The following is a 20,285-nucleotide window of genomic DNA, read 5'->3' as shown; positions in this document are numbered from 1 at the left end:
GAGCATATGATTCCATCATGGAAGCATTCCGGCGCCCCGCCCTCCCGTCCGTGCTCCGGGCGCTGGCCGCCCTCGCCGTCGTGCTGGCCTGGCTCGGGGTCTCGGGCGCCGGTGGCCCCGTCTTCGGCCAGCTCGAGGAGGTCCAGACCACGGACCAGACGGCGTTCCTGCCGGAGTCCGCGGAGGCGACGCGGGCCCTGGAGTGGACCGCGCGGTTCGACGACGGGGCGCCGCTGCCGGCGGTCGTCGTCGCCGTCGACGGGGACGGGCTGGACGCCGCCGCCGCGTCCGGCATCGCGTCGGCGCTGGGTCGGATGCCGTCCCTGGACGGCCCGGTCGCCGGGCCCATCCCCTCCGCCGACGGGCTCGCCGCGGAGTACGTGGTCCCGCTGGATGCGGAGGCCGACACGGAAGCCGCCGTCGCTGAGCTCCGGTCGCTGCTGGACGCCGCCGCGCCCGACGGCGTCCAGACCTGGGTCACGGGGCCGGCCGGCTTCACCGCGGACCTCGTCGACGCGTTCGGGGCCATCGACGGCATCCTGCTCGGCGTCGCCCTGGGCGCCGTGGCCCTGATCCTGCTCGTGGTCTACCGCTCCGTCCTGCTCCCGGTGGCCGTGCTGGCCACGGCCGTCGCGGCGCTCTGCGGCTCCATCCTCGTGGTCTACGCGCTGGCCGGGGCCGGCGTCCTCGCCCTGGACGGCCAGAGCCAGGGCATCCTGTCCATCCTCGTCATCGGCGCCGCGACGGACTACTCCCTGCTGCTGGTGTCCCGGCACCGCGAGGCCCTGGCCGCCGGCGCGTCCCGGTCGCGCGCGGTCCGGCTCGCGTGGCGGGGGTCGGCCGAACCCATCGCGGCCTCCGCCGGCACGGTCGCCGCGGGCCTGCTGTGCCTGTTGGCCTCCGGCCTGAACTCCAACCAGTCCCTCGGCCCCATCGGGGCCCTGGGGATCGCGTTTTCGCTGCTGGCGGCCCTGAGCTTCCTGCCCGCGGTCCTGTGGCTCGCCGGCCGGGCCGCCTACTGGCCCTTCCCGCCGCGTCCCGCTCCCGCCGGCTCCCGCAGCGCGGCCCCGGGTTCCGGGCTGTGGCGCCGCGTCGCGGGCTTCGTGGGCCGCCGGCCCCGCCGGGTCTGGATCGCCACCGCCCTGGTGCTGGCCGCCGGCTGCCTCGGCACGTTCCAGCTGCGCGCCGGGGGCGTCCCGCAGAGCGAACTCGTGCTCGGGGCGACGGAGTCGGCTGCGGGGCAGGAGGCGCTCGCCGCCCACTTCCCGGGCGGCGCCGGGAGCCCCGCGACGGTCGTCGTGGACGCCGGGCGCGCGGCCGTACTCGCGGACGCCGCGGCCCGGGTCGACGGCGTCGATTCCGCGTTCGTCCGGTCCGACGGCGGCGGCCCGGTCGTGCCCGGGCGAGCGGCCGCCGTCGTCGACGGACGCTCCCTGGTGTCCGTGACGCTGGAGGACCCCGCCGACTCGGACCGCGCCGCGGACACGGTGCGCGAGTTGCGCCGGGCCATGCATGCGCAGGACCCCGGCTCCCTGGTGGGCGGCCCCACGGCGACGGCGGTCGACACCCGGGACACCGCCCAGGCCGACCTGCGGCTGATCATCCCGCTGGTCCTGGCCGCGATCCTCGGGATCCTCATGCTCCTGCTGCGCTCGGTCCTGGCGCCCGTCCTCCTGGTCGCCACCACGGTCCTGTCCTACGGGACCGCCATGGGCGTCTCCGCGCTGGTTTTCAACCACGTGCTCGGCTTCCCGGGCGCGGACCCCTCGGTGCCGCTGTTCGGGTTCGTCTTCCTGGTGGCCCTCGGCGTCGACTACAACATCTTCCTCATGACCCGGGTGCGGGAGGAGGCCGCCGCCCACGGCACGCGGGAGGGGGTCCTGCGCGGCCTCGCGGCCACCGGCGGGGTGATCACGTCGGCGGGCGTCGTCCTGGCCGCGACGTTCGCCGCGCTCGCCGTCATCCCCATCATGTTCCTGGTCCAGCTCGGCTTCATCGTGGCCTTCGGCGTCCTGCTGGACACGCTCGTCGTGCGCAGCCTGCTGGTCCCGGCGCTCGTGCGGGACCTCGGTCCCGCCGCCTGGTGGCCCGGCGCGCTGTGGCGGCGGGAGCGCGCCGCGCGCCGCCCGGGCGGGCCGGACGCGCCCCCGGGGTCCCGCGGGGACCCCGTTCGGGCGGCCGCCTACCGCGCGTAGGGGTACGACGCCGCCGGCAGCGCCGGCGGGCCGGCCACGAGGTCCAGCAGCCGCGCGGCCGCCGGCCGGCACGCCCACTCCTCGACCCAGTGCGAGCGAACGACGGCCCGCGAGACCGCCTGCGCCGTGATCCCCAGCGCGTCCGCGACCGCCCGCTGCTGGCCGCGCACGCCGGGGAGCATCAGGTCGACCACGGCCCACTCGGCCTCCGTGCGCGTGGCCACGATCTGCCCGACCAGGCGCAGCACGGCCTCGGCCTCCGCCGCCACCTCGGAGTCCGGGCCCTCCACGGCCAGCGGGATCCGTTCCCCGGCCTTGCGCGCCCGCTCGACGGCGCGGCGTGCGTACACGAGGCCGAACCCCTCGGCGTCGGCCACCGCCGCCGGCAGTGGCCCGGGGGCCGCGTCCGACCCGGCCGCGTGCACCGGACCGACGCCGATGCCCACGTTCCAGCGCCGGTGCCGCAGCGCCAGCAGGGCCGCCCCCACGGCGGCGGCCGCGTCGCCCACCACGCCGATCGCCTCGTCGCCCACCGAGCGCTGGAACGGCAGCAGCGCCTCGAACGGCGAAAGGCCGGCGACCAGGTCATCGACCCGGTCGCCGGCCTCGCGCGCGTCGCGCTGGTTGATGGTGAGCACGTACATGCGCACCAGTATGCCGAAGCGCGCGCCGCCCCGCGGGGAGCGGGCCGCGCGCCGCGGCCGCTACAGGGTGCGGCCCTGCGCCTCGTCGCCGCCCTGCGGCGCCGGGGAGCCCGACTCCACGTCGCGGCCCTGCGGCTCGTCCTCCTCGGACTCCTCGCCCACGCGGGCGAACCGCTCGACCGAGCGGGCCAGCTCGGCCTCGGCCTCGGCGCGGCCCTGCCAGCCCTCCGCCTTGACCCACTTGCCCGGCTCGAGGTCCTTGTAGCGGGTGAAGAAGTGCTCGATCTCCTTGATCAGCCAGCCGTCCACGTCCTCGAGCTCGCGGATGTGCTCGAAGCGCTTGTCCGTCGGCACGCACAGCAGCTTCGCGTCGCCGCCGCCGTCGTCGGTCATGTTGAACACGCCGATCGGGCGGGACTCGACGAGGACACCCGGGAGCAGGTCGACGCCCGGGATCCACACCATGGCGTCCAACGGGTCGCCGTCCTCGCCCAGCGTGTCCTCGAAGTAGCCGTAGTGGGTCGGGTACTGCATGGGGGTGAACAGCACGCGGTCCAGCCGCAGGCGGTGGGTCTCGTGGTCGATCTCGTACTTGACCCGGGAACCGGCCGGGATCTCGATCGTGACGTCGTGGCTCATGGGCGCTCCTTGCGTCGTTCGGCGGCGGAGGCACGCCGCGGGCAGGCGCCGACCGCGGCTCCGTCTAGGGTTAAGGGTGCTGGGGCAAGCGTATAGCGCCCCGGCGCGCCACGACGACTCGAAAGGCCCGCATGCACCGCGGCACCCGCGCGCTGACCTCCGCCCTCCTCGCGGCCGCGATCGGCGGGCTCGCAGTCGCGGCCGCGGCGAACGCGGGCCCCGCCGTCGCGCCCCTGCTAGCCCCCGCCCCGGCGCCCGCCACCGGCCCCGCGCCCGTGGCGACCCTCGCGCCCGCGGAACCGAGCCTGCTCCCGGCGCTGGCCGGCGGCGCCCCCGCGCCGCGCCCCGCCGCCGTCGCGCGGGCGCTCGACGCCGCGTTCGACGACGGCGCGCCCGGCGACTTCTCCGCCAGCGTGGTCGACGTCGCCACCGGGGACGTCCTCTACGACCGCCGGGCCGCGGAGCCGGCCGTTCCGGCGTCGAGCCTGAAGACGGCGACGGCGGCGGCCGCGCTGGCCGCCCTGGACGCCGAGGCGACGCTGGCCACCCGGGTGGTCCGCGCGGACGACGGCTCGCTGCTGCTGGTCGGCGGAGGTGACGTCCTGCTCGGCACGGGCCGCAACCAGCCCGGGGCGGTCGGCCGGGCCGGCCTCGCCACCCTCGCGGACCGCACGGCCGACGCGCTGGTCGCGCTCCGCGGCCGCGGCCCGGAGAGGGTCCCGCTGCTGCTCGACGACACGCTGTTCGAGGGGGCGGCCCTCCACCCCGCCTGGGACGCCTCCCTCGTCGAGACGAACAACATCGCCCCGGTCCACCCGATCGCCCTGTACGGGGCGCGCCGGGACGCCGGCCCCACGAGCCCGCGCGTGCCGGACCCCGGGCTCGCCGCCGCCAACGCGTTCCACCGCCTGCTCTCCGCGGAACTGGCCCGGCGCGCGGACGCCGGGGCGGACGTCCCGGCCCTGACCCGGGGCGTCCAGCGGGCTCCGGCGCCGGCCGGGGCCCGGGAGGTCGCCCGCGTCGAGTCCGCGACCGTGCTGGAGCAGCTGCGCTTCATGGGCGAGGCCTCGGACAACTACGTCGCCGAGGCCATGGGGCGGCTCGTCGCCCTCGAGGAGGACCAGCCGGCCACATTCGGGGGCGCCACCGCCGCGATCCGGAGCGTCCTGGACCGCCTGGGCGTGGACACCGCGGGCATGGCCCTCGCCGACGCCTCCGGGCTCTCCGCCACGAACCGGATCGCGCCCGGCCAGCTCGCGCGCCTCCTGGCCGTCTCCGCGGATTCGGCGGACCCCGACCTGCGCCACCTCGCGTCGCTGCTGCCCTCCGCCGGGGCGACGGGCACGCTGGCGGGCCGGCTCGGCGGCGACGCCACCCGAGGCCTCGTGCACGCCAAGACCGGGACGCTGCTCGGCGTCTCCACGCTGACGGGCTTCGTCCCCACCGCGGACGGCCGGCTGCTCGCGTTCTCCTTCTTCGGCCACGGGTTCCCGGGCTCCCTCGCCCCGGCCCGGGCCACGTTGGATTCCGCGGCCACCGCCCTCGCCCGGTGCGGCTGCCGGTAGCGTGGGGGCATGGACTCCGCCGCGCAGCCGCTCCAACTGATCAACTGGGACCTCGCCGCGTCCACGGCCGCGCGGCTCGCCGGCCCCGGCCCGCACCTCTCCCGCGCGGCGATCGGCGCCGTCGTGGCCGACCTGCACCGCCACGCCCAGGCCTCCGTCCCGCACGTGCACCGGATCACCGGGCTGGAGGCCGCCCGCGACCTGCGGGACTCGGAGGTGCTCGTCGTCGACCGGCCCAGCTGGTCCCGCGCCAACCTCCACAGCTTCGAGGCGCTCCTGGACCCCGTCCTGCGGCACGTCGCCGAGACGAAGGGCGCCAAGATGTCCGCCGGCGCGTCCCTGCTCGGCGGCACCGTCACCGGGGCCGAGCTCGGCTCCATCCTCGCGTTCCTGTCCGCCAACGTGCTCGGCCAGTACGACCCGTTCTCCGGGATCCTGCGCGCCGGGGTCCCGGCGGGCGGCCGCCTGCTCCTGGTGGCGCCGAACATCGTCGAGATCGAGCGCGAACTCGGCGTCGAGCCCTCCGACTTCCGGCTCTGGGTCTGCCTGCACGAGCAGACGCACCGCGTGCAGTTCGCCGCCGCCCCCTGGCTGCGGGACCACCTGCGCGGGTCCATCGCCTCGCTGGCCAACGGCATGCTCGACAAGGCCGACGGCCTCGGCGCCCGGCTCAAGCAGGCCGCCGCGGCGGCCGTCGCCGCCCGGCAGGACGGGCGGGGCGACGCCCCCGGCGACGACGCCGCGGCCGGCCCCGGGCTGCTCTCCGTGCTCCAGGACCCGGCCGACCGGGCCGCGATGAGCCACTTGACCGCGGTGATGAGCCTGCTGGAGGGCCACGCCAACGTGGTCATGGACGCCGTCGACTCCTCGGTGGTGCCCACCGTGAAGACCATCCGCCAGCGCTTCAACCGCCGGGGCCAGAACCGGGGCCCCGTCGAGCGCTGGGTGCGCCGGGCCCTGGGCTTCGAGGCCAAGATGCGCCAGTACCGCGACGGCCAGCGGTTCGTCTCCGCCGTCGTCGACGCCGTCGGCATGGACCGGTTCAACGCCATCTGGACCTCGCCCGAGACGCTGCCCACCGAGCACGAGCTGCACCACCCGGAGGCCTGGATCGGCCGGGTCGTCGGCGGGACCGTCCCGGGGCCGGCCGCCGGACGCTAGTGGGCGGGAACCTGCCGCGGACCGTCGCGGCCGCGCGGAACGCCGTCGCGGACGCCGTCGCCGCGGCCCGCCGGAACGACGGCGGCGCCCCGCTGCCCCCGGCCCGGCCGGGCGGGGACGCCGCGGCCGGGGCCCCGCGGGTCCTCGTGGCGTGCAGCGGCGGCGCGGACTCGCTCGCCCTGGCCGCGGCCGCGGCGTTCCTGGCCTCGCGGGGGCGCCTGCGGGCCGGGGCCGCCGTCGTCGACCACGGGCTGCAGCCCGGCAGCGGCGCGGCCGCGGGGCGGGCCGCCGCGCAGCTGCGCGCCCTGGGTCTGGACCCCGTGCTCGTCGAGCGGGTCGCCGTCCCGGGGGCGGGCTCCGAGGACGACGCCCGCACGGCCCGCTACGCCGCCCTGGAGGCCGCGGCGGACTCCTCCGCCGCCGAGTACGTCCTGCTCGGGCACACCCTGGACGACCAGGCCGAACAGGTGCTGCTCGGGCTGGCGCGCGGTTCCGGCACCCGCTCCCTGGCCGGGATGCCCGCCCGGCGCGGACGCCTCCTCCGGCCGCTGCTGGGCCTGCGCCGGGCGGACACCGAAGCCGTCTGCGCCCACGAGGGACTCCAGTACTGGGAGGACCCGACGAACGCCACCCGGGGCCCGCTGCGCAACCGGGTCCGCCTCGACGTGCTGCCCGTGCTCGAGCGCGAGCTGGGCCCGGGCGCCGCGGAGGCGCTCGCCCGCACCGCGGCCCTGGCCCGCGACGACGCGGACGCCCTCGACTCCCTCGCCGCCGAGGCGTACGCCGCCGCCGTCGTGCCGGACCCGGGCGCCGCCGTCGTCCTCTCGCTGGCGCGCGTGCGCGCGCTCCCGCCCGCGCTGCGGCGCCGGGTCCTGCGTCTGGCGGCCGTCGCGGCCGGGGCAGAGGAGCCGACGGCGGAGCGCACCGCCGCGCTGGAGGCCCTCGCCGCCGGCTCCCGCTCGGCCGGCCCCGTCCAGCTCGCGGGGCACGCCGCCGCCCGCCGGCTCCGCGCCGACCCCGCGGCCGGGCGGCCGGCGGCGGTGCTCGCGTTCGGCGCCGCCCCCTAGGCGGGACCGCGGCCCCGGGCGGGCCCCGGGCGGGCCCCCGGCGGTTGTCCACGGCGCGCCAGACTGTGGCACTCTTGAACCCTGTAGCGCCCCGCCCCGCCCGGGCACCCCGAGACGACCAGGAGCCCCTGTGGACCACAACGACGTCAACTCCGACATCGACCACGTCCTCTTCACCAAGGAAGAGATCCAGGACAAGATCAACGAGCTCGCGGCGCGCATCGACGCGGACTACGCCGGCCGGGACATCCTCGTCGTCGGGGTCCTCAAGGGCGCCGTCATGGTCATGGCGGACCTCGTGCGCGCCCTGCGCAGCCACGTGACGATGGACTGGATGGCCGTCTCCTCCTACGGCTCCGGCACCCAGTCCTCCGGCGTCGTGCGGATCCTCAAGGACCTCGACACCGACCTGATGGACAAGCACGTCCTCATCGTCGAGGACATCATCGACTCCGGCCTGACGCTTTCCTGGCTCAAGGCCAACCTCGTCTCCCGCGGCCCGGCCTCGGTGGAGATCTGCACGCTGCTGCGCAAGCCCGCGGCCGCCAAGGTGGAGATCGACGTCAAGTACGTGGGCATGGACATCCCGAACGAGTTCGTCGTGGGCTACGGGCTCGACTTCGCTGAGAAGTACCGCAACCTGGACTTCGTCGGGACGCTCGCGCCCCACGTGTACAACTAGCGGGGCCGCGCCCGCGGGAACCCGCGGCGCGCCTCGTTCGTGGACCTAGGGGACGCCCGGCCGGGCGCCCCACCGACCGGGCGGCCGCCGCCCGCGAGCAGGAGGGACGGGGAGACGACCCCCAGACGCATGAAAGCCAAGAAGATCCTCAACAGCTGGGCCATCTGGGTCCTGGTCGGCGTCGCGGCGCTGCTGATTTTCCTGCCGTCCCTCGCCTCCTCCAACACGGGCCGCGTCGACACGAGCGTCGGGCTCGAGCTGCTGGCCGACAACCGGGCCACGGAGGCCAAGATCTTCGACGGCGACCAGCGCGTCGACCTGTCCCTGCAGGAGAACCTGGTCCTCGACGGCACCGACAAGGGCCGCCAGGTCTCCTTCTACTACTCCACGGCCCGCGCCGAGGACGTCGTCGACGCCATCAACCAGGCGGACCTCGAGACGTTCACGGACCAGCCCGTGGAGAACAACTGGTTCACCAGCATGCTCGGGCTGATCATCCCGTTCATCCTGATCGCCCTGCTGTTCTGGTTCCTGCTCTCCCGCGCCCAGGGCGGTGGCTCCAAGGTCATGCAGTTCGGCAAGTCCAAGGCCAAGCTCATCACCAAGGACATGCCCCAGGTGACGTTCGCGGACGTCGCGGGCTCCGACGAGGCCGTCGAGGAGCTCCAGGAGATCAAGGAGTTCCTGGCCGAGCCCGCCAAGTTCCAGGCCGTGGGCGCCAAGATCCCCAAGGGCGTGCTGCTCTACGGCCCGCCCGGCACCGGCAAGACGCTGCTGGCCAAGGCGGTCGCCGGCGAGGCGGGCGTGCCGTTCTACTCGATCTCCGGCTCCGACTTCGTCGAGATGTTCGTCGGCGTCGGCGCCTCCCGCGTGCGCGACCTGTTCGACCAGGCCAAGAACAACGCGCCCGCCATCATCTTCGTCGACGAGATCGACGCCGTCGGGCGCCACCGCGGCGCCGGCGTCGGCGGCGGCAACGACGAGCGCGAGCAGACGCTGAACCAGCTGCTCGTGGAGATGGACGGGTTCGACGCGAACACCAACGTCATCCTCATCGCCGCCACGAACCGACCGGACGTGCTGGACCCGGCGCTGCTGCGCCCCGGACGCTTCGACCGGCAGGTGCCCGTGGAGGCTCCGGACCTCGCCGGGCGCGAGAACATCCTGAAGGTGCACGCGCAGGGCAAGCCGATGGCCTCCAACGTGGACCTGCGGGGCGTGGCCAAGAAGACCCCCGGGTACACCGGCGCCGACCTGGCCAACGTCCTCAACGAGGCGGCCCTGCTCACCGCGCGCTCCAACGCGCAGCTCATCGACGACCGCGCCCTCGACGAGGCGATCGACCGGGTCATGGCCGGCCCGCAGAAGCGTTCCCGGCTGATGAAGGAGCACGAGCGCAAGATCACCGCGTACCACGAGGGCGGGCACGCGCTCGTGGCCGCGGCGCTGCGCCACTCCGCCCCCGTCACGAAGGTGACGATCCTGCCGCGCGGCCGCGCGCTCGGCTACACCATGGTGGTGCCCGAGGACGACAAGTACTCCGTGACCCGCAACGAGCTGCTGGACCAGCTCGCCTACGCCATGGGCGGCCGCGTCGCCGAGGAGATCGTCTTCCACGACCCGTCCACGGGCGCGTCCAACGACATCGAGAAGGCCACCGGGACCGCCCGCAAGATGGTCACCCAGTACGGGATGAGCGAGAAGATCGGCGCCGTGAAGCTCGGCTCCGGCGGCGGGGAGCCGTTCCTGGGCCGCGACGCGGGGCACGACCGCGACTACTCGGAGCGGCTGGCCGGCGTGGTCGACGGCGAGGTCCGCTCCCTCATCGACGCCGCCCACGACGAGGCGTACGCGATCCTCACCGAGAACCGGCACGTGCTGGACCGGCTCGCCGTCGCCCTCCTGGAGCGCGAGACGCTGAACCAGAAGGAGATCGAGGAGGTGTTCCGGGACATCGTGAAGCACCCGGAGCGCGACGTCTGGCTCTCCAGCGAGGACCGGCCCGTGCACGAGCGCGGCCCCGTCGACAGCCCGGCGCGGCCCCAGCCGGACCGCAAGGGGCACTCCGACGTCGTGATCGACCCCTCCGGCGCCCCCGCCCTGCCCGGCGGCCACCCCGGCCCCGACTCCGGGACGGGCGACGGCGGCTTCGGCCCCGACGGCCCCACCGCACGCTGACCGGCCGGCCCGGGGCCGCCCGGGCCGGCACGCTAGGATTCAACCGTGACCCACCACATCGACGAAGAGACCATCGGCACGCCCCTGTCCACGGGGTCCGTGGACCAGGAGCGCATCGCGAGGGCGGTGCGCGAGATCCTCGTCGCGATCGGCGAGGACCCGGACCGCGACGGCCTGGTGGACACCCCGCAGCGGGTCGCGAAGGCGTACACGGAGTTCTTCGCCGGGCTCCACGAGGACCCCGCCGCGCTGCTCGAGACGACGTTCGACATCGACCACGACGAGCTGGTCCTCGTCAAGGACATCGCTTTCTACTCGACCTGCGAGCACCACCTGGTCCCGTTCCACGGGTCCGCGCACGTGGGGTACATCCCCGGGCGGGACGGCAAGGTCACCGGGCTGAGCAAGCTCGCGCGCCTCGTCGAGCTGTACGCCCGGCGGCCCCAGGTCCAGGAGCGCCTGACGAGCCAGATCGTCGACGCCCTGATGAAGCACCTGGAGCCGAGGGGCGCCATCGTCGTCGTCGAGTGCGAACACCTGTGCATGTCGATGCGCGGCGTCCGCAAGCCGGGCGCCAAGACCGTGACCAGCGCCGTGCGTGGCCAACTCCACCACCCGGCCACCCGCGCCGAGGCCATGAGCCTCATTCTCGGAAAGTAGGTACCGCATGTCCCTTGGAGCCGTCCCCGGAACCGGACCCGCCACCTCCCCGCTGCCCGTCATCCGCCCCTCCAAGGTCAAGGGCCTCAAGGACCTGCCCACCGGCCGCACGCTGGTCATGGGCATCCTCAACGTCACCGAGGACTCGTTCAGCGACGGGGGCCAGTACCTCAAGGCGGACGACGCCATCCAGCACGGCCTGCGCATGCTCTACGCGGGCGCCGATATCATCGACGTGGGCGGCGAGTCCACCCGGCCGGGCGCCGAGTTCGTGGACCCCGAGCTGGAGCGGGCGCGCGTGGTGCCGGTCGTCGAGGCGCTCGTGAAGGCCGGCGCCATCGTCTCCATCGACACCATGCACACGGCCACTGCCCGCGCCGCCCTCGACGCCGGCGCCCACCTCGTCAACGACGTCTCCGGCCTCACCCACGAGGAGGACATGCCGGCGCTCATCGCCGAGCGGAACGTCCCGTATGTGCTCATGCACCGCCGCGGGGACCAGCAGACGATGGCCACCGAGGCCAACTACACCGACGTCGTCGCCGAGGTCCTCGACGAGCTGTCGGGCCTGCGCGACACCTTCGTCGCGGCCGGCGTCGCCCCGGAGCGGATCGTCATCGACCCGGGCCTGGGCTTCGCGAAGAACCCCGAGCACAACTGGGAGCTCCTGCAGGCCATGGACCGCCTGCGCGGCCTGGGCCACCCGGTGCTGATCGGGACCTCCCGCAAGCGCTTCCTGGGCCACCTGCTCGCCGAGCGCGGCAAGCCCGCGGCGCCCGCGGCCCGCGACGCGGCCACCGCGGCCACGAGCGCCCTGGCCGCCGCCTCCGGCGCGTGGTGCGTGCGCGTCCACGACGTGGAGTCCACGCGGGACGCCATCAAGGTCGCGGCGGCCTGGGCCGACCCGGCCAGCCAGGTCCGGAAGTAGCCGTGCCCGTCCGCCGGGACACGATCACCCTGGCCGGGATCACCGCGACCGGCCACCACGGCGTGTTCGAGCACGAGCGGCGCGACGGGCAGCCGTTCGTCGTCGACGTGGTCCTGCACACCGACACCCGGCGGGCCGCCGCGAGCGACGACATTGCGGACACGCCCCACTACGGGATCCTCGCCGAGCGCGTGCGCGACTGCATCACCGGCGGGCCGCACCAACTGATCGAGACCCTCGCCGAGCGGATCGCCGGCGCGGTCCTGGGGGGCTTCCCCACCGTCGAGGCCGTCGACGTGACCGTCCACAAGCCCAAGGCGCCCATCGAGGTGCCGTTCGGGGACGTCTCCGTCGCCATCCACCGGGAGCGGGCATGACCGCCGTCCGCGCCATCCTGGCCCTGGGCAGCAACCTGGGCGAGCGCGCGGACACGCTCTCGGCCGCCGTGGCCGAGCTGGCCGCGCACCCCGCCGTCGAGCTCCTCCGCGCCTCCCCGGTCGCGGCCACCCGGCCCGTGGGCGGGCCCGAGGGCCAGCCGGACTTCCTCAACATGGTCGTGGAGGTCCGCACGACCCTGACCCCCCACCAGCTCCTGGCCCACTGCCAGGACGTCGAACGGGCCCACCACCGCACCCGCGAGGTGCGCTGGGGCCCGCGGACGCTCGACGTGGACATCATCGACTTCGGCGACGAGTCCCTCGACACCCCGGACCTGACCATCCCGCACCCGCGGGCGACGGGCCGGGCGTTCGTCCTGCAGCCGTGGGCGTGGATGGACCCCGACGCGCGCCTGGCCGGCCACAGCGTGGCCGAGCTGGCCGCCGCCGCCCCGGACCGGGACGGCGTGCGCCGCCACGCCCCGGCGGGGGAGGGCTAGCCCCGTGGCCCCGCTGCGCCCCCTGCTCCTGCTGCTCGTCGCCGGGTGCGCCGCCGCCGTCGGGTGGCTCGCGAGCGTGGGCGCGTCCGCGAACGGGTTGCCGGCCCCGGTGCTGCACTGGTCCTCCCTGGTGACCATGGGTGCGGGCATGTTGATCACGCTCGGCTTCGGGTGGCGCGTCCTGCGCCACCGGCAGGGGAAGCTCAAGCGGCGCCTGGACCCGATCCAGGCCGCCCGCACCGTCGTGCTGGCCCAGGCCACGGCCTACGCCGGGTCGCTGATCGTCGGCTGGCACGGCGGGGTCGTTGCGGACCTCGCCGTCGCCGGCGCCCTCGACACCCCGGCCGGCGCCTCCGCCCTGGGGATGATGGCGGGCGCCGCCGTGATGGTTATCGTGGGGTGGACGGTGGAGCAGTTCTGCAAGCTCCCGCCGGACGACCCCTCCGCACCGGACGGGCGCCAGGACAACAGGGAGGACAACGAGGGGTATGCCGCAGGAGCCGGTTGATCCCGAGGGCATCGAGTGGAGCCGGGTGTCGCCCCAGTACGCCGTCGTCCGCACCCTCGGCACCGCCGTCGGGACCCTGCTCCTCCTGGTGCCGACCAGCGTGCCCCTCGTGCTGCGGCAGCTGGGCGTTTGGCCCGGGCTGCCGGCGTGGATCGCCTGGGGGCTGCCCGCCGTGGTGGTCGCCTTCGCCCTCGTCGAACTCGTCCTGATCCCGCGGCAGGTCCGCGCCATCGGGTACGCCGAGCGCCGCGACGACCTGCTGGTGCGCCGCGGGCTGCTGTTCCGCCGCCTGCTGGTCGTCCCGTACGGGCGCATGCAGTACGTCGACGTCGCCGCCGGCCCCATCCAGCGGGCCCTCGGCCTGTGCACCGTGCAGCTGCACACCGCGGCCGCCGCGGCGAAGGCCGAGATCCCCGGCGTGCCCGCGGCCGAGGGCGCGCGCCTGCGCGAGCACCTTTCGGCGCGCGGCGAGGCGCGCCTGGCGGGACTGTGAGCGGCGCCGGCCCCGCGTCCGGGGCGGGCGGCGAAGCGGTGCCCCCGGCAGCCGGGGTGCCCGGCCCCGCGCCCGGGCTCCCCGACGGCGCCCCGGACGCCCCGTGGCGGCGCGTCCACCCGATCTCCCCTCTGGTCCGGGGCTGGATCGCCGTGCTGGCCGTCGGGTACTTCTTCGGCCAGAACTGGCTCGAGGGCCTCGTGCAGGTCGGCGAGGAGGCCCGCCGGGAGCCGGGCTGGTCCCCGGACCTGCTCCTGCTCGTCGGCCTCGGCCTCGGCGCGCTGGTCCTGGCCGTGGCCGGGTTCTTCCTGGCCTGGTGGTTCACCAAGTACCAGGTGACGGACCGCCACGTGAACATCAACTCGGGGATCGTCTTCCGCCAGCAGCGGCAGGCGCGCATCGACCGCGTCCAGGCCATCGACATCGTCCAGCCCCTCGTCGCGCGCATCACCGGCCTCGCGGAGCTGAAGTTCGAGGTCGCCGACGCCGGGGAGACGGCCATGCGCCTCGCCTATGTCCGCCTGGACGAGGCCCGGCGCCTGCGCACGGAGATCCTCGCGCTGGCCGCCGGCGCCCGGTCCACGCGGCGCGGGGCGGAGACGCCCCCCGCGGCCGGGGACGACGGCGGCGCCACCGCGGCGGGGCGCCCCGGTGCCGCGGACGCCGGCGCCGTGCCCCCCGCCGGCGCCGGGGCGGCCTACCCCGGGCACCCGATCGACGGCGGCGGACCGCCCGGGACCCCCGTGGCCTCCGTCCCGCCGGGCCGGCTCGTGGGCTCCCTCCTGCTGGGCGGCTGGCTGGTCGCCGTCGTCGTCATCGCGGTCCTCGGCGCCGTCGCCACCGTCCTCACGGACGGGGCGTTCAGCGTCGTCTACCTGGTCCCAGGCCTGATCGGCCTGATCGCGCCGCTGTGGAGCGGGTTCGCGAGCGGGTTCAACTTCCGCGCCTCCCACGGGCCCGACGGCCTGCGCCTGGCCTACGGGCTGACCGAGACCCGCCACCAGACCGTGCCCCCCGGCCGCGTCCAGGCGGTGCAGGTGTCGCAGGGCCCGCTCTGGCGGCTGCTCGGGTGGCACCGGATGGTGGTGAACGTCGCCGGCTACGGCTCCCTGGAGGGCTCCGGGCAACGCTCCACCGTCCTGCCCGTCGGGACCCGCGACGACGTCCTGTCCGTCCTGTCCGTCATCCTGCCCGACGCCGGGACCCACAGGCCCGCGGACCTCATCGACTCCGGACTGTCCGGACGGCCCGGCCCGGACTTCACGACGAGCCCCTCCGCCGCGCGGCCCGTGGCGCCGCTGGCGTGGCGGCGCCAGGGGTTCGCGGTCACGGACACGGCCGTGCTGGTCCGCACCGGGGTCCTCTTCCGGCGGCTGGCGCTGGTGCCGCACGAGCGCACGCAGGGGCTCGTCCTGACGCAGGGGCCGCTGGCCCGGGTGCTCGGCGTGTGCGACCTCCGGCTGGCCACCACCGCGGGTCCGGTGGACCCCGTGATCCGGCAACTGGGCGCCGGGCGCGCCCGCACTTTGTTCCTGGAGCAGGCGGACCGCGCCGCGACCGCGCGGCGCCTGCACGACCGCGACCACTGGCTGGAGGACGATGCACATGGGTAGGCCGGGACGACTCGGCGTCGGAGTGATCGGCGCCGGCAAGGTCGGGGCCGTGCTGGGCGCGGCCCTGCGCGCCGCGGAGCACGCCGTCGTCGGCGTGCACGCGGTCTCCGCGGACTCGCGCGAGCGGGCCGACGCGCTGCTGCCCGGCGTCCCCGTGCTGCCCATCGAGGAGATCGTCCGGCGCTCCGAACTGGTCCTGCTCGCCGTGCCCGACGACGCCCTCGGACCGCTCGTGTCCGGCCTGGCCGGCGCCGGGCACTGGCAGACGGGGCAGCTCGTGGTCCACACGGCGGGGCGCTACGGGACCGGGATCCTCGAGCCCGCCCGCCGGGCCGGGGCGATCCCGCTGGCCATCCACCCGGCGATGACCTTCACGGGCATGAGCCTGGACCTCGCGCGGCTGCAGGACTGCGTCTTCGGGGTCACCGCCGATGCCCCCATGCTGCCGGTCGGCCAGGCCCTCGTGGTGGAGATGGGCGCCGAGCCCACCGTCGTCGCGGAGGGCGACCGCCCGCTCTACCACGCGGCGCTCGCCCACGCGTCGAACCACCTGGTCACCGTCGCCGGACAGGCCGCGGGGCTGCTCGGGTCCATCGGCATCGACGATCCGGCGCGCGTCCTGGGCCCCCTGATGCGCGCCTCGCTCGAGAACGCGCTCTCGTCCGGGGAGGGGGCCCTGACCGGTCCCGTGGCGCGCGGCGACACCGGGACCGTCGGCATGCACCGCGCCGCCCTCGCGGAGGAAGGCGTCCCGGCCGACGTGCGGGAGGCCTACCTGGCCATGGCCCGGGCGACGGCGCAGCGCGCGCTCGCCCGCGGGCTGCTGCGCGAGGACCAGGCCGCGGCGATCCTCGACGCCCTCGGACCCGGGCCGGCCGGGCGGGGCTAGACTGCCCCGGTGACCACCACCCCCGCCCCCGGCACCCGTCCGCGCGTCCTGTCGACCGTCGCCGAGCTCAAGGCGACCACGCGCGACCTGCTCGAGAGCGTCCCGGGCCAGCCCGGGCGGCCGCGCCGCATCGGGCTGGTGCCGACCATGGGCGCGCTGCACGACGGGCACCGCGAGCTCGTGCGGGCGGCCCGGGCCGAGAACGACGCCGTCGTCGTCTCCGTCTTCGTCAACCCGCTCCAGTTCGAGGACCCCGCCGACTACGAGCGCTACCCCCGCGTCCTCGACGAGGACACCGCGCTGCTGGCCGAGGAGGGCGTCGACGTCGTCTTCGCGCCCGCGAAGGGGGAGGTCTACCCCGACGGGCCGCCGCTCGTGCGGCTGCAGAGCGGGCGGCTCGGGGAGGCGTTCGAGGGCGCGTCGCGGCCCGGCCACTTCGACGGGATGCTCGCCGTCGTCGCGAAGCTGCTGCACTACGCCGAGCCGCTGCCGCACACGGCCGTCCCGTGGCACTACCGCGCCTACTTCGGGCAGAAGGACGCGCAGCAGCTGGCGATCGTCCGGCGGCTCGTGGCCGACCTCGGCTACCCGGTGGAGATCCGGGCCGTGCCGATCGTCCGCTCCCCGGAGGGCCTGGCGCTGTCCAGCCGCAACCGCTTCCTCTCGCCGGAGGAGGCCCAGGCGGCCCTGGTGCTCTCCCGCGCGCTGTTCCTGCTGAAGGAGCGGGCGGACGCGCACGAGCCCCTGCGCACCGACGACGCCGAGGCCATGATCGCCAGCCAGCCGCTGGTGGACCTGGACTACCTCGAGGTCGTGGATCCGGCGACCCTGCAGCCGCTGGCGTTCAGCTGCCAGGACACCCCGTTCACGGGGGAGGGGCTGGCGCTCGTCGCCGCCCGGGTCGGCGCGGTGCGGCTGATCGACAACATGCCGCTGGGCGGGTAGCCCCTACCCGGCGCGTCCCCACCGGCCGGCGGCCGCGGCCAGGTGGCGCCGGAACCCCGCGAGGTCAGCCACCACCTCGGCGGCCGTTTCCCCGCCCCGGGCCAGGCCCGCGGACTGCCCGGCGTAGACGGGGGCCAGGGACGTGTCGCCCGCGGCCCGCGCCTCCTCCACGGCCCGGGTCACCCCCGGCCGGTCCCCGATGGTCCGCTCGAGCTCGTCCGCGCGCCCGGCCCACTCGTCCGTGAACCGGTTCCCGAGCGCGCGCCCGCCGAATTCCGGGGGCCACGGCAGCCGTTGCGCCACGTCGAACGCCCGCGTGTACACGGTCGACCCGACGCCGGCCCGCGCCACCGCGGCCTTCGCGGTGTCGGCGAAGGCGGACTCGGCGCACGCGGCGAAGCGCGTGCCGACCCACACCGCCGCCGCCCCGGCGGCCAGGGCCGCCGCCACGCCGCGGGAGGTCGCGATGCCGCCTCCGGCGACGACGGGGCGGTCCGTGGTCTCCAGGGCGAGCTGGAGCAGTGGGAGCGTGGCGATGTCGTTGCGCCCGTGGCCGCCGCCCTCCCCGCCGCGGACGACGACGGCGTCGACCGGCAGCTCGAGTGCCCGGCGGAGGTCGGCCTCGTCCCCGACCTGCATGGCCACCAGCGCCCCCGCCTCGCCGATGGCGGCCAGGTGCGGCCCGGGGTCCCCGAAGGAGACGGAGACCAGGGCGGGCCCGTGCTCGAGGGCGGCGCGCAGGGGCGCCGGATCCCGTTCGAGGGCCCACGCCATGAAGCCGACGCCCCAGGCCCGGCCGCCGGCCGCGGCCTCGGCGCACTGGGCGGCGACGGCCTCCGGGGACTGCCCGCCCCCGACGCCCACCATCCCCAGTGCGCCGGCCGCGGACACGGCGGAGGCCAGCCGGCCCCCGGCGGCCCCCGCCATCGGCGCGCTGATCACGGGCTCCCGGAGGCCGAGGCGGTCGCAAAGCGGTGAATCGTGTGCGGGGTCTTGTGGAGGGAGGCTCATGTACGCCAGCATAGGAGACAGTGTGACGCGCCCCTCAGGAACGCGGGGGGCGGCAGTCGCGGCTCGAGGGGTCAAGAAGGACCGCAGATGCCAGCAATGGTGCGGATTCCGGGCATGCGGCCCCTCGATTTGGCGTGCGCCCGGCATCTGTGTAAAGTTATGCAAGTCGCCGGGACGAGGACAGCGAAAAGCTGAAGATCGTACGGCAGACACCCACCCTCACGGAACCGAATGGTTCGGTCGCGCCCAGCGCGCTGGACCGGTTCAGGGGGACGCGAATTCTAGCAGTAAGACCGCCGGATACGGTGGAATTGCGCGGGGACACGCGGTAGGGTGTCATGGACAAGTTGCTCCGGTAGCGGAAGCGCCCTGGTTGGGGTGTGGAGGCCGTGGGTGTCTGTTGTTTGAGAACTCAATAGTGTGCCATGTTTGTTGACACCGATTTTTTGATTGGTGAATTGCCTGGTTGGCCGCATCCCGTGTGGTTGGCTGGGTTTTTTGCCGGGATTTTTTGCTTGGTGCGGTGGCTGTGGGGTTGTTTTCCCGATCCTGTGGTTGCCGTGTCCGTTTGTTTTTTACGGAGAGTTTGATCCTGGCTCAGGATGAACGCTGGCGGCGTGCTTAACACATGCAAGTCGAACGATGATGCCCAGCTTGCTGGGTGGATTAGTGGCGAACGGGTGAGTAACACGTGAGCAACCTGCCCCCGACTCTGGGATAAGCCCGGGAAACTGGGTCTAATACCGGATACGACCATTGGCCGCATGGCCTGGTGGTGGAAAGATTTATTGGTTGGGGATGGGCTCGCGGCCTATCAGCTTGTTGGTGGGGTAATGGCCCACCAAGGCGACGACGGGTAGCCGGCCTGAGAGGGTGACCGGCCACACTGGGACTGAGACACGGCCCAGACTCCTACGGGAGGCAGCAGTGGGGAATATTGCACAATGGGCGCAAGCCTGATGCAGCGACGCCGCGTGGGGGATGACGGCCTTCGGGTTGTAAACCCCTTTCAGTAGGGAAGAAGCGCAAGTGACGGTACCTGCAGAAGAAGCGCCGGCTAACTACGTGCCAGCAGCCGCGGTAATACGTAGGGCGCGAGCGTTATCCGGAATTATTGGGCGTAAAGAGCTCGTAGGCGGTTTGTCGCGTCTGCCGTGAAAGTCCGGGGCTCAACTCCGGATCTGCGGTGGGTACGGGCAGACTTGAGTGCTGTAGGGGAGACTGGAATTCCTGGTGTAGCGGTGAAATGCGCAGATATCAGGAGGAACACCGATGGCGAAGGCAGGTCTCTGGGCAGTAACTGACGCTGAGGAGCGAAAGCATGGGGAGCGAACAGGATTAGATACCCTGGTAGTCCATGCCGTAAACGTTGGGCACTAGGTGTGGGGGGCATTCCACGTCCTCCGCGCCGTAGCTAACGCATTAAGTGCCCCGCCTGGGGAGTACGGCCGCAAGGCTAAAACTCAAAGGAATTGACGGGGGCCCGCACAAGCGGCGGAGCATGCGGATTAATTCGATGCAACGCGAAGAACCTTACCAAGGCTTGACATGGGCCGGACCGGGCGAGAGATCGTCCTTCCCTTCGGGGCCGGTTCACAGGTGGTGCATGGTTGTCGTCAGCTCGTGTCGTGAGATGTTGGGTTAAGTCCCGCAACGAGCGCAACCCTCGTTCCATGTTGCCAGCGGGTTATGCCGGGGACTCATGGGAGACTGCCGGGGTCAACTCGGAGGAAGGTGGGGACGACGTCAAATCATCATGCCCCTTATGTCTTGGGCTTCACGCATGCTACAATGGCCGGTACAATGGGTTGCGATACTGTGAGGTGGAGCCAATCCCAAAAAGCCGGTCTCAGTTCGGATTGGGGTCTGCAACTCGACCCCATGAAGTCGGAGTCGCTAGTAATCGCAGATCAGCAACGCTGCGGTGAATACGTTCCCGGGCCTTGTACACACCGCCCGTCAAGTCACGAAAGTTGGTAACACCCGAAGCCGGTGGCCCAACCCTTTGGGGGGGAGCCGTCGAAGGTGGGACCGGCGATTGGGACTAAGTCGTAACAAGGTAGCCGTACCGGAAGGTGCGGCTGGATCACCTCCTTTCTAAGGAGCAGCTCGGCATGGCCTTCCGCACCGCGTGGTGTTGGGGGGCTTGTCCAGTGTTTGCCCGTTGCGGCGGCCAGTGTCCGCCGGCGGGTGCTCATGGGTGGAATGTCAACGGATGGTGGCCGGGAGG

At 74.0% G+C, this 20,285-nt stretch carries 18 protein-coding genes and 1 rRNA gene; 16 read left to right on the top strand and 3 right to left on the bottom strand.

Going from position 1 to position 20,285, the window contains the following annotated elements:
- Positions 1–17: 17 nt before the first annotated feature.
- Positions 18–2,195 carry an MMPL family transporter gene (locus AC1Q5D_RS14995; RefSeq protein WP_481739266.1) on the top strand — a complete coding sequence of 726 codons (2,178 nt, stop codon included), beginning with the start codon at positions 18–20 and terminating at the stop codon, positions 2,193–2,195.
- Here the strand turns inward: AC1Q5D_RS14995 and AC1Q5D_RS14990 are convergent.
- Together AC1Q5D_RS14990 and AC1Q5D_RS14985 are read right to left on the bottom strand one after the other, a co-directional pair.
- Positions 2,183–2,839: a hypothetical protein gene (locus tag AC1Q5D_RS14990; protein ID WP_481739265.1), complete on the bottom strand. Its 657-nt coding sequence runs from the start codon at positions 2,837–2,839 to the stop codon at positions 2,183–2,185. The two genes, AC1Q5D_RS14995 and AC1Q5D_RS14990, sit on opposite strands and share 13 nt — an antisense overlap.
- A gap of 60 nt (positions 2,840–2,899) precedes the next feature.
- On the bottom strand, positions 2,900–3,478 hold the full coding sequence (locus AC1Q5D_RS14985; RefSeq protein ID WP_481739264.1) for an inorganic diphosphatase: 579 nt from the start codon (positions 3,476–3,478) through the stop codon (positions 2,900–2,902).
- A 131-nt stretch (positions 3,479–3,609) separates the two neighbouring features.
- On the opposite strand from AC1Q5D_RS14985, the gene dacB reads away from it, so the two are divergent.
- The 14 genes from dacB to panC all read left to right on the top strand — a co-directional run bounded on the left by dacB (position 3,610) and on the right by panC (position 17,044).
- Positions 3,610–5,043: a D-alanyl-D-alanine carboxypeptidase/D-alanyl-D-alanine endopeptidase gene (gene dacB, locus AC1Q5D_RS14980; RefSeq protein ID WP_481739263.1), complete on the top strand. Its 1,434-nt coding sequence runs from the start codon at positions 3,610–3,612 to the stop codon at positions 5,041–5,043.
- A 9-nt stretch (positions 5,044–5,052) separates the two neighbouring features.
- Positions 5,053–6,204, top strand: coding sequence for a zinc-dependent metalloprotease (locus tag AC1Q5D_RS14975; RefSeq protein ID WP_481739262.1), 1,152 nt, complete (start codon positions 5,053–5,055; stop codon positions 6,202–6,204).
- Positions 6,204–7,271 (top strand): tRNA lysidine(34) synthetase TilS, encoded by a 1,068-nt coding sequence (gene tilS, locus AC1Q5D_RS14970; protein WP_481739261.1) that lies wholly within the window; start codon positions 6,204–6,206, stop codon positions 7,269–7,271. The genes AC1Q5D_RS14975 and tilS overlap by 1 nt, the downstream gene beginning before the upstream one ends.
- A gap of 130 nt (positions 7,272–7,401) precedes the next feature.
- On the top strand, positions 7,402–7,953 hold the full coding sequence (gene hpt / locus AC1Q5D_RS14965; RefSeq protein WP_481739260.1) for a hypoxanthine phosphoribosyltransferase: 552 nt from the start codon (positions 7,402–7,404) through the stop codon (positions 7,951–7,953).
- A gap of 129 nt (positions 7,954–8,082) precedes the next feature.
- The gene (gene ftsH / locus AC1Q5D_RS14960; protein WP_481739259.1) at positions 8,083–10,131 is read left to right on the top strand and encodes an ATP-dependent zinc metalloprotease FtsH; all 2,049 of its coding nucleotides are present in this window, start codon (positions 8,083–8,085) and stop codon (positions 10,129–10,131) included.
- Between the two features lie 45 nt (positions 10,132–10,176).
- A complete protein-coding gene (gene folE, locus AC1Q5D_RS14955; RefSeq protein ID WP_481739258.1) occupies positions 10,177–10,791 on the top strand; it encodes a GTP cyclohydrolase I FolE in 615 nt (204 codons plus the stop codon).
- Between the two features lie 7 nt (positions 10,792–10,798).
- Complete coding sequence (gene folP / locus AC1Q5D_RS14950; RefSeq protein ID WP_481739257.1) at positions 10,799–11,719, top strand: dihydropteroate synthase; 921 nt, start codon at positions 10,799–10,801, stop codon at positions 11,717–11,719.
- 2 nt (positions 11,720–11,721) lie between these two features.
- Positions 11,722–12,096: a dihydroneopterin aldolase gene (gene folB, locus AC1Q5D_RS14945; RefSeq protein ID WP_481739256.1), complete on the top strand. Its 375-nt coding sequence runs from the start codon at positions 11,722–11,724 to the stop codon at positions 12,094–12,096.
- Positions 12,093–12,596: a 2-amino-4-hydroxy-6-hydroxymethyldihydropteridine diphosphokinase gene (folK, locus tag AC1Q5D_RS14940; RefSeq protein ID WP_481739255.1), complete on the top strand. Its 504-nt coding sequence runs from the start codon at positions 12,093–12,095 to the stop codon at positions 12,594–12,596. The genes folB and folK overlap by 4 nt, the downstream gene beginning before the upstream one ends.
- A gap of 4 nt (positions 12,597–12,600) precedes the next feature.
- Positions 12,601–13,104: a DUF3180 domain-containing protein gene (locus AC1Q5D_RS14935; RefSeq protein ID WP_481739254.1), complete on the top strand. Its 504-nt coding sequence runs from the start codon at positions 12,601–12,603 to the stop codon at positions 13,102–13,104.
- Positions 13,085–13,597: a PH domain-containing protein gene (locus AC1Q5D_RS14930; RefSeq protein ID WP_481739253.1), complete on the top strand. Its 513-nt coding sequence runs from the start codon at positions 13,085–13,087 to the stop codon at positions 13,595–13,597. Before AC1Q5D_RS14935 ends, AC1Q5D_RS14930 begins: the two co-directional genes overlap by 20 nt.
- 38 nt (positions 13,598–13,635) lie before the next feature.
- On the top strand, positions 13,636–15,210 hold the full coding sequence (locus AC1Q5D_RS14925; RefSeq protein WP_481739252.1) for a PH domain-containing protein: 1,575 nt from the start codon (positions 13,636–13,638) through the stop codon (positions 15,208–15,210).
- A complete protein-coding gene (locus AC1Q5D_RS14920; RefSeq protein ID WP_481739251.1) occupies positions 15,203–16,099 on the top strand; it encodes a Rossmann-like and DUF2520 domain-containing protein in 897 nt (298 codons plus the stop codon). Before AC1Q5D_RS14925 ends, AC1Q5D_RS14920 begins: the two co-directional genes overlap by 8 nt.
- 9 nt (positions 16,100–16,108) lie before the next feature.
- Complete coding sequence (gene panC / locus AC1Q5D_RS14915; protein ID WP_481739250.1) at positions 16,109–17,044, top strand: pantoate--beta-alanine ligase; 936 nt, start codon at positions 16,109–16,111, stop codon at positions 17,042–17,044.
- Positions 17,045–17,047: 3 nt separating this feature from the next.
- Here the strand turns inward: panC and AC1Q5D_RS14910 are convergent, their stop codons facing one another.
- Positions 17,048–18,055: an NAD(P)H-dependent flavin oxidoreductase gene (locus AC1Q5D_RS14910; protein ID WP_481739249.1), complete on the bottom strand. Its 1,008-nt coding sequence runs from the start codon at positions 18,053–18,055 to the stop codon at positions 17,048–17,050.
- Between the two features lie 574 nt (positions 18,056–18,629).
- Between AC1Q5D_RS14910 and AC1Q5D_RS14905 the strand changes: the two genes are divergently transcribed.
- A 16S ribosomal RNA gene (locus tag AC1Q5D_RS14905) occupies positions 18,630–20,152 on the top strand.
- Positions 20,153–20,285 lie beyond the last annotated feature (133 nt).

This window comes from Arthrobacter paludis, from assembly GCF_056782315.1.
The sequence above is the reverse complement of the archived record's forward strand: the minus strand, read 5'-3'. Positions and strand labels throughout refer to the sequence as shown.